Below are 12,212 nucleotides of genomic sequence, written 5' to 3'. Positions count from 1 at the left end.
CAGATTGATGCTACTTTTAATTAATCACAGAATATAGCTTCAACTTTCTGATTGATGTTTATATTGTTACTCATGGGAATAAATTGAATACTTTTTTCACCTGTTTCTAAATCAGTAAAAAAACATTCATATCCTTGTTGTTCTTTCATCATTAAGTCTAGTCTTAAAGAGCCTAGGATGCCATTTGTTAGGTAACTGTGATAGATTTTTTCAAGTGTGATCTTCTGCATAATTTAAATTTTTTAAACATCAAATAGCTGTATAGATAGTAAAGCTTACATAAATCACTTTTAAGTGATTTAGCAGATTGATTATTGTAGTTATGTAATGTAATGGATAGGTATGGTGATAGTTTTAGGCAAAAGCAAAAAGCAAAATGGCTGTAGCAATCGCTATAGAAGCTATAATTAAGCCTGTTTTCTTAAAAAAAAAGTCAACTTCGCTTGTGCTAAAGACCGGTTCTGCAACTTCGGTGTCTTGTCCGGTTAGTTGACTTAGCTCTTTAAAAAAACGCTTTATATAAGCCATATCGTTTTTGTTTAGTTAATTTGCACTACATGTAATAAATCTTGTTATAAAGATAAAAGATAAGAGCTTTGTAATCCAGTATTTACATCAACAGAATATTTAATATTTCATAATGGACACAGACCAGATCTTAGAAAATGGAAATGAAAAAGCCAAGCCACCTATTTTCAATAAATGGAAAAGCTGGTATATATTAGTGATTGGAGAATTGATTTTATTGATCGTATTATTTTATTGGTTTACTAAAACATATTCATGAGTTATCTGGATTGGATTGTGTTGTCGGGCACTATGATATTTATAGTGGTTTATGGAGTCTGGCAAACGAGAGGAAGCAAAAACATCAGTGATTATTTATTAGGAAATAAGCAAACCCCTTGGTTTACCATTGCACTTTCCATAATGGCTACCCAAGCCAGTGCAATTACTTTCCTTTCTGCACCAGGGCAAGCATATACTGACGGAATGCGTTTCGTGCAGTTTTATTTTGGTTTACCGCTTGCAATGGTACTGCTCTCTATTACCGTAGTACCTATCTACCACAAAATGAATATCTATACTGCTTATGAGTATTTAGAGTCTCGTTTTGATGTAAGAGCCCGTACATTAGCTGCTATACTGTTTTTAAGCCAACGTGGGTTGGCTGCAGGCTTTACCATTTTTGCCCCTTCTTTAATTCTTTCATCGCTATTAAACTGGGATATATACATTACCAACCTCATTATAGGAAGCATGGTGGTAATTTATACCGTTTCTGGTGGTACTGCAGCCGTTAGCCAAACGCAAAAATTCCAAATGGGAGTGATTGTAATAGGGATGTTTATAGCTGGTGTAATGGTGGTTAATATGCTACCGAAAGAAGTAAGCTTTGGTAATGCATTAGAAGTGGCAGGTAAAATGGGAAGGCTAAATGTAGTAGATTTTGAATTCGATTTAAGTAGCCGATATAATATTTGGACAGGAGTAATTGGAGGCTTCTTTTTAGCTCTTTCCTACTTTGGAACAGACCAATCTCAAGTGCAAAGGTATTTAACAGGTAAGTCTGTTACCCAAAGTCGTATGGGTTTGCTGTTTAATGGAATGGCTAAAATACCCATGCAGTTTCTTATTTTATTTATAGGGGTAATGGTGTATGTCTTTTACTTTTTCTTTCAGCCTCCTGTGTTTTTTAACAAAGTATTGCTGGAAGATGCCAAACAAAAAGGACAGAATGCAAATATTACCCAGCTCGAAGATGATTACAGTATTGCATTTTTTGAGCGAAAGCAAAAAGCATTAGATCTGGTAAAGGAACTTAATAAAGAAGAGGGAAACATAACTCAAGCTGAAGAGTCTTTAAAAGTTGCAGATAAAGAGCTTTCTAATATTAGAGAAACTGCAATAGAAGCTATCAAAACGGCTGATCCTAACGCAGATACAAACGATACCAATTATATCTTTTTAAACTTTGTAATCGATCATTTACCTGCAGGAATTATTGGTTTATTAATAGCTGTAATTCTATCGGCCTCTATGTCATCCACCTCATCCGAATTGAATGCATTGGCAACTACTTCCTTGATAGATATTTATAAACGCCATTTTAATAAAGATGCATCAGACAGACATTACTTAAAAGCTTCTCGTTGGATTACAGTTTTTTGGGGTATTTATGCTATCATATTTACCATGTTTGCCAATAGACTTGGTACTTTAATAGAAGCTGTAAATATGTTAGGCTCTTTGGTTTATGGTACTATTTTAGGAATATTCTTGGTAGCCTTTTACTTTAAAAAAATTGGTGGACTTGCTATATTTTTAGCTGCAATTGTAGCCGAAGTAATTGTAATGTACTGTTTCCTTTTCACAGATATCCCTTATCTGTGGTTTAATGTAATTGGCTGTTTACCTGTAATAGGCTTTGGTTTTATCTTTCAAACATTTTTAGAAAACCAGAAAACTACCTAAAAACTGCTTTGGTTTAGTAATTCTTATAGTTGGTTGAAATTATTTTACTATTTGCTGTAGAAGCTTTATTTAGTGTTGAAAAGAGATTTAGCAATTAATCCTAAACTATTTAACACTAAAAAATAAAGTTATGAAACGCCTTAGCATTTTAATTACAGTAATGTTGATGGGAATTAGTTTTTATGGATTTTCTCAACGAGATGGTAGAGGTAAAAACATGACTGCCGAAGACAGGGCAACCATGCAAACCACCCATATGAAAACAGAACTTAGCTTAAATGAAGCTACTGTTACTTCTGTGCAAGAAATTAACCTGAAATATGCTCAAAAACAGAAAGAAGTTTTTGATAGTGATCTTCAGGGTACAGACAGGAGATCTAAAATGGATGCAATAAGGACTGAGAGAATGGCTGAATTAAAAACAGTTCTTAGCGATGAGCAATACGTAAAAATGGAAGAAATACAAGCTCAAATGCAAGGAAGAGCGAGAGGAAATAGAAGGAATAGCTCAACTAATAATTAGTTAAAATCTTCAAATTTAGAGTACGATAATCATTTTCAATTCTTAACTGTAAAAAGTATTCACCTAAACCCTAGTAGATTAGAGGCTTTATGAAAAAAAGATTTTTTTATTTATTCGTATATGGGATGCTGCTTGGCAATATGCTTTATGCGCAAGACCAGAATGATGAACAAGGAGAGCGCAGAAGGAGAAAGATGCCTTCTGTAGAAGAAATGGCTCAAATGCAAACTACGCTTATGACTGATTCTTTGGCTTTAACAGAAGATCAAGTTGCTATAGTAGGAGACATTAACTTGAAATATGCAAAGCAAAGAGTAGAGCTAATGAAAAATGAAGAATTGACCAGAGAAGAAAAAAGTTATGATATGGAAACTCTGGAGATTAAGAAAGAAAAAGAACTCAAAAAAATACTCAGCAAAGATCAGTTGAAGAAGTATAAAGAAATGGAAGAGCAAAGAAAAGCTCAACGAAGAAATAGAAGAGGAGGTCCACCAGATGGAGGTCCTGGAGGATTTCCGCCAGATGGCCCACCAAATGGAGGAATTAACTAATAAAAAAGCTCTGCTGAAAGGCAGAGCTTTTTTATTGTTTCATCATCTATTCCCTATTAGAAAAAGTCATCATCTTTTTTAGTAGGGATAATATTAGTCTTATTGCTAAGTGAATCAGCAGGGTTTAAACTGGTCATTTTATCGTACTTCCAACAATCGAACTCTGGGAGCATTTTGTCTGGTTTTATAAAATCACCATTTTCACCTAATTGATTGTGGTATGGTAAATCTTTATCTGCGTAAACTTTCTCAGTATACTTAGCAAACTCTGGCATTGCCATTCTACCACCTTGTCCATATGTAAGCGATCTAAAGTGAATTACATTTTCTTCGCCTCCAACCCAAACACCAGTAATTAAGTTTTTGGTTACTCCCACAAACCAACCATCAGAATAGTTTGAAGTTGTTCCAGTTTTACCACCTACTTGAGTCCCTCTTATAAAATCGTATCCTTGGCGGTCGTCATAGATTTGTCTTACTCTTAACCCTATGGAGGTTCCATCTTTTTCTTCGTTGCTACCTCTAAGCATATAGGTCATAGTATAGGCATCTTCTTCACTTAATGCTTCTATCGTTTTAGGAACAAAAGTTTCTAATACTTTACCGTCTTTATCTTCGATGTGAGTAATAAAAATTGGCTCAGTCCAAACTCCTTGATTAGGGAATACAGAATAGGCTGCTACTAGCTCAAATAATGATACTTCGCTTGTTCCCAAGCATAAAGAATATACTCTGTCTATTTTTCTGCTATTTCCGTACTTCTGTCTTAAGTACCCAATGCCAAATTTATTTTCGGCATAATCTGCTATAATATCTGGCCCTAGAATTTTAATAATATTTGCTGCCGCAGTGTTTTTAGACATGGCAATTGCTTGTCTTAGTGTAATCTCCTTATTAGAGTAAGAGCCACTATTTTTTGGAGTATAGATAGTGCCATCTGGTAAAGTGATACTTACTGGGGAGTCTACAATTTTATAGCAAGGGTGCATTTTGTTTTCTACAATAGCAGCAGAATAAGTAATAGGTTTAAATGTAGAACCTGGTTGTCTGTAACCTTGCTTTACATTATCAAACTGGAAGTAACGGTGATCTATACCACCTACCCAAGCTTTAATATAACCAGTTGCCGGATCCATCGACATTAAACCAGTATGTAGAAAATGCTTGTAATAAGCTAATGAATCCATAGGAGACATTACTGTATCTTTTTCATAACCGGGAGCAGTCCAGCTAAATATAGTCATTGGCACAGGTGTATTCAAGACTTTATTGATAGAGTCTTTATTGTCACCATATTTTAGTTTTAATACTCTATATCTTTCTGTTCTTCTAATTCTGCTAGATAAGAAACCTTTTATAGGTTCAAAGTCTTCGTTGATCCAAGGGTCTCTACCTTTCCAGTGCGCATTAAATAACTCCTGCTGATGCGCCATATGCTCTTGAACAGCTTCTTCGGCATATTTCTGCATTCTGGAATCGATGGTAGTGTAGATTTTTAAGCCATCAGTATAAAGGTTGTAAGCCTCACCATTTGGTTTGTAGTGAGTTGCACACCATTTTTTTAAATCTTTGGCAATTTCATTTCTGAAATAAGTGGCATACCCAGTATTGTGGCTCTCCATCTTATATTCTACAGTTACTGGCTTTTTGGAAAGTGTGTCAAACTGAGTTTCGTTTAAAAAACCGTACTTCTCCATTTGATACAAAACTGTATTTCTTCTAGTCTTAGAGTTTTCTGGATTACGATGTGGGTTAAAACGGGTTGGTGCTTGCAGCATACCAGAAAGTGTAGCTGCTTGCAAAATATCTAAACTATCGGGAATAGTATTAAAAAAGGTTTTACTAGCTGCTTTTATCCCAAAAATATTACCACTAAATGACGCCGTATTCAAATACATTGTCATAATTTCTTCTTTGGTATAGGCTCTCTCTAGTTCAATTGCCAATATCCACTCTTTAGTTTTTGAAATAAGAATGTTGAGATAAGGAATATCATTTAGTTTGCCATTACTTAACTCTCCCCGAGTGCTAAAAAGAATTTTAGCTAGCTGTTGGGTAAGTGTACTACCACCACCTTTTCTATCGAAAGTTACAAGACCATAAAATACCCTAGTTAAGCTTCGAAAATCTATACCACTGTGCATTTCAAATCGCACATCTTCAACTGCTTTTAAGGCATCTACTAGATTAGGAGAAAGCTGGCTGTATTTTACAGGGTCTCTGTTTTCAACAAAATATTTACCCATTATCTTATCATCTGCGGTGTAGAGTAGGGAAGCAAGCTCATTTTTAGGATTTTCCAGTTCTTTAAAATCTGGTAATCCACCATAAAGGTTATTCCAGTTGCCATATACTGAAGCTACATAAAGCACCAGTGCGATTAAGCCAGCAAAAAAGGTAAACCAAATTATTTTTATTAATCTCAAATACATATTTCAGTATATTTATTAAGAGTCTTTTCTATTTAGAATATGGAACTCTATTTACTTTAATCTTCAAAATTATAAAATCCTTTTTAAGCACTAATAGTTTTCTTTTGCTTTTAGTTTTGACCCTGCTGAATACTTGTGTCAGACTTGATTTTAGAAGGATCAATTGCACTTAAAAGATTTCGAGCAAAAGGAATTAATTCACTTTGGCTAAAATTATTTATAAACTGATTTAATTTCTGATAATAAGTATTGATATCATCAGTAATTTTTCCGTCTATCATGGTGCGTAATAAGTGCATTTTGTCTTGCACCGAACTTTTTGGGTATTTATCAATAGCTATTTGTAAGAGCGAATCAGACTCGTTGTATCTTTCTTTTTTATACAAAGAGAAACATTCTTCATACAAGTCTATAGATTCATTATTACTAATATTAGTTTCCTGTACATAATTAGGATTAACCAATATCTTAGCGTAAAACGACTCTGGATACTCTTGAACAATGGTGTCTTTATAGCTTTGTTGGCTACATTCCGGAAAATCTATACACATGGTATATAATATATATAGTGCTTCGGGAGTAAACTCTCCATTAGGGAATTCCTTATGTAATCTGGAGTATGTACTAATTACGTTGATGAATTCTTCGAGTCTGTAGTAATAAACCTTACCAAGCTCAAAAAGTCCCTGTTCAAGTTTAGCGTATACCTCTAGTTTTTGAGTCTCATTATAAGGTATTTCTGCTTTTCTGGCTTCAAGCGATTTTACAGAAGCAAAAATATCTTCGGTTTGTTCTTGTTTGGTATTATTCTCTTTATTGTTGGCAGTTGGTTGGTTGGTGTTTGTATTATCATCGAAGTTGGTAATCTTTTTAGAACGACGCCAGTTGTCTTCTAACTTTCTGTTACCCCATGTTCTAATAAAACTTGTTTGCCCAACAACTCTGGCAGTTGAGTTATAAAAATACCAGCCTGCATCTTTTTGCGAGCTAAGCTCAGTTGTTGTACTAGGAGCTTGCTTTCTTTTTTCTTCTCCCAGTCTTTTATTTTCCTGATATTTTAGAATGCCTTCTTTTTCTTGTGCAATTTCGTTTTGTAAGTATTCGTCTACCTCTTCTTTAGGCATTGCAGCAAGTTTTAATAGCCTTTCCTGATCTCTTACTTGCTTTAAATATTTGGTGAATTCTTTAAGTGTTTCAGCGAGCTCTTTAGTATTGTCGTAGTTTTTTACATGTGGTGGCATTACCTGTATAGTACTATCGTAATACAGCGCAGCTTGCTCAAAATTTTTCTGTTCATAATAATAGATTTCCCCCATTTTTAAATAGGAGTAAGCTTTTTGGATAGTGTTGTTACTACTTACCTGTACAGACTCATTCAAGTATTTTAATGCTTCATCAAACTCTTCTCTTCTCAAGTTATACTTTGCCATTTCATAGTATATCTTGTCTCTATATTCCCAGTTGTTTTCGTCGTTTAAGAGTTTCTTAAAATATTTAGCTGCATCTTCAATGTCTTCTTCTGATTCTATTTTAGATACCGCAGATTTTTTTAAGTCTGCCTGGAATGCTAACTCGTAGGTAGGGCTGTATTTAAATGCAATGCTGTAATTTTCATAAGCAGAGTTTACATCACCTTTCATTTCGTAAAGCTGAGCCATTAAATAATTTAGTCTGGCTTTTCTCTTTCTTTTTTCTATTAAAGGTAAAGCTTCTTTCAAATGCAGAAATAGCATATCGTAATTTTCCATAAGCCTGAAATAATGGGCCATGGTAAGGTGGTAGTCTCTAGTGTTTTCTTCGTTTAAAGGAGTTTTTTCTTTTTTGATATAATCTATGATAGCAAACATGTTGGCATATTGCTTAGAAGCTATAAATGTTCTAATTAATAAAATTAATGCCTTATGTCTTGCTGCATTATCTTTTGAGTTTGAGTTTACATATTTGAATGTGAGCACAGCATTCATAAAATCACCTTGGTAGAGACGAGCTTTGCCAATTAGTATATAGCAATCGTCTACCCATTGGCTTCCTTCGTGCCATTGGATGGGTAATGATGCCTTCTCAAGAATATATTCAAAAATTGATGCTTGCCCCGCTGCGGCTGTAGTATCTATAGGAGCTAGAACCTGTAATATATCATTGTAATCGTTTTGGATATTCCCAAATAAGGCTTCTTCTACTTCAAGTGTCTTTTCATTTGCTAAAAAATAAGCGTTAAATCTAGCAGTAGTATCGTGGTACTGTTGGCAAGATTCTGTTAACCCTAAGAGCAAAATGATAAATACTGAAAAAAATTTCTTGCTGTTCAAAACTGATGTTTTATCCAAAAAATGTTACTCTGCAAAAGTAAACGACAATCTGTCTTTATTAATTCTTTTTATTCTAGTGAAATAATTGAAAAAAGAAAGGCGCTTATCTTCTTTTCAAAATATGTGTATTTAAGTAAAAACTCTCGATACAGAAAAAATTTAGATTAAAAAAAAATATCAGATCACAAACTTAAAAATAGTGATGTTTTAAATGCTTTATTTACTCAAAAAAAGCACCATTTTTATTTATATAAACCGAAAAACATTGATTTTAAGTCTGTTGAAGTATAAGGTTGATTTCTTAAAGCTGTAAGTACTGCTAAAAATACATGAATTTACAATAATAAAATATTGCGGATTTTATACGTTTAAAAAAGCATTGGTAAGACAATTGCGGGATTAATAAAAGCATAATTAGATATTAAGTTAATTATCTTTATTTTTGTGACATAATCATTTTTTAGATTTTTTGAAACAGAAGAAAAAATTATCAAACTGGCTCTCATCCAGATTTTTGTTGATCATTAGGCATGAGGAGAACTTTGCAGAGAAAGCAACCATAAAATTCAGTTATGTAAAGCTATTTCTGGTAATAGGGGGGATTTTTGTGCTTTTTTCAGGTTTGAGTTTTTTGCTAGTTACAACTGTTCTCTCAAAATGGTTTGATCCAAGAATCGATTATGTAAAGATGAACAGTACGCTCATAGAGATGCAGGAAAATATCGATTCACTTATGGTTCAAATGGAAATTAAAGAAAAAAGTCTTACAAATTTCCGTAATGTGTTAACCGGTAATGTGGATTTTGTGGTTTTCGAAAATCCTGTAGAAGATGATTCGGTTACACAAAATGCCGAAGAGAATGCTGAGCTGGCAAAAGTTGAGAGTGATTTTAGAAAGCAGTTTGAAGAATCTGATTACGATCAGTTAAATTTTATAAATAACGCGAAGAGCGATCTTCAACAGCTATTCTTTTTTACTCCTATTGATGGAGTAATCTCTAGAAAATACAGTATAAGTGAAGGGCATTACGGTCTTGATATTGTTGCCAGAAAAAATGAACCTGTAAAAGCTGTATCAGACGGTACAGTTCTCATTTCTTCGTGGACACAAGACTCTGGGCATGTAATAGCAGTTCAACATAAACATCAGCTTATTTCATTCTACAAGCACAATTCGGCAAGGCTTAAAAACGTAGGGGACGTAGTAAAAGCCGGAGATATTATTGCAATAATTGGCAACTCTGGTGAGTTAACTGATGGTCCGCATTTGCATTTTGAACTATGGTACGATGGTAATGCAGTTAACCCCGAAGATTTTATGACTTTTTAATTACCAACATTTATTTTTATTTAATGAGAATTTTCCCTTTATTTATTTTTTAACAGGGCTGATCGTTTAACTAATTTTAAAATTATGAGTCTATTTAGTAACAAAGATGAGAGTAAGGAGGAGGTCGTAAGAAACAACTCTACCAACCACATTGGCAAAGGCACAGAAATTAGAGGTGACTTAGAAACAGGTGGCATTATTCGCATCGACGGAAAAGTTTACGGTAACGTAAAATCAAAGTCGAAGATTAATTTAGGAGAAGGGTCTTATGTAGAGGGAAATATTATTTCGCAAAATGCAGAAGTTTCTGGCGAAGTTAAAGGCAAGCTAGAAATTACTGACATGCTCATCTTAAAGCCATCTGCTGTAATTAGTGGTGACATTTTTACTGGAAAACTAATTATTGAAGCTGGAGCTGTATTAAACGGAACCTGCAAAATGGGTGATATTAAAAGCAGTCATATTAATTCAAACAGTAACAACAATTCAAAACTGAACTCTAATCAGCAAAAACAACCAACCAAAGCGACAGTCTAATAAGCCCTTTGGAGAATATATTAAATATTCTTCATTAGCTATGGAAATGATAGGTGCGATATTGTTGGGTGCATGGATCGGCTCCCTGTTAGATGATTATTTTCAGACATCTCGTGCCTATTTTACCTTAGTTATGATGTTGTTAGGTGTTGGAACTTCCATAAGTCTTTTGATTAAGAAACTAAATAATAATAAATAGAAGATACTTTTACCCGAGAGATTGATTTTTTGAAATTGTAAAAATGTATTTTTGCAATTTCATTTACTGTGTTATGGGAGAGAAAAAATTTTATATTCAGTTTACTATACTTAGTGTAGTGCTGGCAACTATAGTAATTGTTCTACAGCAATTTACTCAAAATGTTCATCCTTATACTTTCTATATACAGGGTTATTTCATCGTTTTAACCCTTGGAACCTACCTACTTGTTAATAAAGGTATTAAAGGAGAAGACATCGATTTTGTGAGTTATTTTATGGGTGCACTCACAATTAGGCTGCTTGTTTCAGCGATTATCCTGTTTTTATACTACTATTTTGTAAAAGAAGACGCTGTTTTATTCACAGGATACTTTTTTATCTTCTATTTATGCTATACTGTATTTGAAATTCAAGCTCTATTGGCTAAATTGCGCCAAAATTTTGATAGAGACGGAAAATCTGATGAAGCATCCAAAAAACATGAAGCATAAGTGTTTGAAAACCAATATTTTACTACTCGTTTTCTTTTTATTTTCTCCACTTCTTTTATCAGCATCTGATTCAGAGAGCAGCAGTGAGGCTTTTAACCCTACTGAGATGATTGTTCATCACATAAAAGATGACTACGGATGGCATCTTTTTGACTACCATGGAGAAAATGGTGAAGAGCATTCAGTTTCAATCTCTCTTCCTATTATTTTATATACATATGAAGAGGGAAATTTGGGAAATGGTTCCCTTGATGTATTCATGTCTAACGATTTTCATCATGGCGAGCATGATGTAGAAAAAGGTGATAATACCTACAGATTAGCACATGGTCATATTGAAGAATTGGGAGATAAGCATATTTTAGACTTCTCAGTTACTAAGAATGTGGCTTCAATGATGGTATCAGTAGTGTTATTGTTCTTAATATTTTTTAGCGTTGCTGGAGCATATAAGAAACGTGGAGCTGTTGAGCCTAAGGGTTTACAGTCTGTTTTAGAGCCACTTATCTTGTTTATTCGTGATGACATAGCTATTCCTAACATAGGAGAAAAGAAACATGATAAGTTTCTTCCATTCCTAATTACTTTGTTTTTCTTTATCTGGATAAACAACTTATTGGGATTATTACCAACTGGTGCTAACCTTTCTGGTAACATTGCCTTTACAATGACTTTGGCAATATTCACTTTGCTAATTACAAATTTATCAGGTACAAAAAATTACTGGTCTCACTTGTTTTGGACTCCGGGAGTTCCATTGCCATTGAGAATAATTGTATTACCAGTAGAATTACTTGGTATTTTTACAAAGCCTTTCGCATTAACAGTTCGTCTTTTTGCAAACATTACTGCTGGTCACATTATCGTGTTGAGTTTGATTAGTTTCATCTTTGTGTTTAAGCAAATGTTTGTGGGAGTAATTGTAGGCCCTGTTGTAATTGCCATGACAATGTTCGAATTGTTTGTAGCGATATTCCAGGCATATATATTTACATTACTTTCAGCTCTTTTTATAGGCTTAGCCTTAGAAGACGATCATCATTAATTTGAATAGTATTCTATTAACCATATATAAATTTAATTAAAATGTTAGCAAGTATTTTATTAGAGATGACTGGTTCTATCGGTACGTTAGGTGCTGGTCTTGGTGCTGGTCTTGCAGTAATTGGTGCTGGTTTAGGTATCGGACGCATCGGTGGTAGTGCAGTTGAATCAATGGCTCGTCAGCCAGAAATAGCTGGTAGATTACAAACTGCTATGCTTATTTCAGCTGCATTCATTGAAGGTGTTGCTCTTTTCGCTGTTGCGGTAAGTTTCCTTATTGCTGGCTAAATTATTTTTATTTTCACTGGATGAACCGGGA

Annotated in this window: 13 protein-coding genes; 9 read left to right on the top strand and 4 right to left on the bottom strand. The window is 34.0% G+C overall.

Annotation, left to right across the window (positions count from 1 at the left end; translation table 11 throughout):
* Window positions 1-20: 20 nt before the first annotated feature.
* Both OQ292_RS04410 and OQ292_RS04405 read right to left on the bottom strand, forming a co-directional pair.
* Window positions 21-230, bottom strand: coding sequence for a hypothetical protein (locus tag OQ292_RS04410; protein ID WP_284684839.1), 210 nt, complete (start codon window positions 228-230; stop codon window positions 21-23).
* Between the two features lie 124 nt (window positions 231-354).
* Window positions 355-528: a hypothetical protein gene (locus OQ292_RS04405; protein ID WP_284684838.1), complete on the bottom strand. Its 174-nt coding sequence runs from the start codon at window positions 526-528 to the stop codon at window positions 355-357.
* A 255-nt stretch (window positions 529-783) separates the two neighbouring features.
* Between OQ292_RS04405 and OQ292_RS04400 the strand changes: the two genes are divergently transcribed.
* The 3 genes from OQ292_RS04400 (at window position 784) to OQ292_RS04390 (ending at window position 3,549) form a co-directional block, all read left to right on the top strand.
* The gene (locus OQ292_RS04400; RefSeq protein ID WP_284684837.1) at window positions 784-2,475 is read left to right on the top strand and encodes a sodium:solute symporter family protein; all 1,692 of its coding nucleotides are present in this window, start codon (window positions 784-786) and stop codon (window positions 2,473-2,475) included.
* Window positions 2,476-2,605: 130 nt separating this feature from the next.
* Window positions 2,606-2,998 carry a DUF4890 domain-containing protein gene (locus OQ292_RS04395; RefSeq protein WP_284684836.1) on the top strand — a complete coding sequence of 131 codons (393 nt, stop codon included), beginning with the start codon at window positions 2,606-2,608 and terminating at the stop codon, window positions 2,996-2,998.
* Between the two features lie 89 nt (window positions 2,999-3,087).
* The gene (locus OQ292_RS04390) at window positions 3,088-3,549 is read left to right on the top strand and encodes a DUF4890 domain-containing protein (protein WP_284684835.1); all 462 of its coding nucleotides are present in this window, start codon (window positions 3,088-3,090) and stop codon (window positions 3,547-3,549) included.
* A 56-nt stretch (window positions 3,550-3,605) separates the two neighbouring features.
* Here the strand turns inward: OQ292_RS04390 and OQ292_RS04385 are convergent, their stop codons facing one another.
* Entirely contained in the window at window positions 3,606-5,981 is a 2,376-nt protein-coding gene (locus OQ292_RS04385) for a transglycosylase domain-containing protein (protein WP_284684834.1), read from the bottom strand.
* 110 nt (window positions 5,982-6,091) lie between these two features.
* The gene (gene porW / locus OQ292_RS04380) at window positions 6,092-8,290 is read right to left on the bottom strand and encodes a type IX secretion system periplasmic lipoprotein PorW/SprE (protein WP_284684833.1); all 2,199 of its coding nucleotides are present in this window, start codon (window positions 8,288-8,290) and stop codon (window positions 6,092-6,094) included.
* A 469-nt stretch (window positions 8,291-8,759) separates the two neighbouring features.
* Here porW and OQ292_RS04375 point away from each other — a divergent pair, with 469 nt between their 5' ends.
* The 6 genes from OQ292_RS04375 to atpE all read left to right on the top strand — a co-directional run bounded on the left by OQ292_RS04375 (window position 8,760) and on the right by atpE (window position 12,181).
* Entirely contained in the window at window positions 8,760-9,620 is an 861-nt protein-coding gene (locus tag OQ292_RS04375) for a M23 family metallopeptidase (RefSeq protein WP_284684832.1), read from the top strand.
* An 84-nt stretch (window positions 9,621-9,704) separates the two neighbouring features.
* Window positions 9,705-10,157: a bactofilin family protein gene (locus OQ292_RS04370; protein WP_284684831.1), complete on the top strand. Its 453-nt coding sequence runs from the start codon at window positions 9,705-9,707 to the stop codon at window positions 10,155-10,157.
* Window positions 10,123-10,356, top strand: a complete 234-nt coding sequence (locus tag OQ292_RS41095) for an AtpZ/AtpI family protein (RefSeq protein ID WP_431733765.1) — start codon at window positions 10,123-10,125, stop codon at window positions 10,354-10,356. Before OQ292_RS04370 ends, OQ292_RS41095 begins: the two co-directional genes overlap by 35 nt.
* Window positions 10,357-10,429: 73 nt before the next feature.
* The gene (locus tag OQ292_RS04365) at window positions 10,430-10,849 is read left to right on the top strand and encodes a hypothetical protein (RefSeq protein ID WP_284684830.1); all 420 of its coding nucleotides are present in this window, start codon (window positions 10,430-10,432) and stop codon (window positions 10,847-10,849) included.
* Window positions 10,839-11,894, top strand: a complete 1,056-nt coding sequence (gene atpB / locus OQ292_RS04360) for a F0F1 ATP synthase subunit A (protein WP_284684829.1) — start codon at window positions 10,839-10,841, stop codon at window positions 11,892-11,894. The genes OQ292_RS04365 and atpB overlap by 11 nt, the downstream gene beginning before the upstream one ends.
* Before the next feature lie 41 nt (window positions 11,895-11,935).
* Entirely contained in the window at window positions 11,936-12,181 is a 246-nt protein-coding gene (gene atpE, locus OQ292_RS04355) for an ATP synthase F0 subunit C (RefSeq protein ID WP_284684828.1), read from the top strand.
* Window positions 12,182-12,212: the final 31 nt, after the last annotated feature.

This window comes from Chondrinema litorale, from assembly GCF_026250525.1.
Taxonomy (GTDB): Bacteria; Bacteroidota; Bacteroidia; order Cytophagales; family Flammeovirgaceae; genus Chondrinema; species Chondrinema litorale.
The sequence above is the reverse complement of the archived record's forward strand: the minus strand, read 5'-3'. Positions and strand labels throughout refer to the sequence as shown.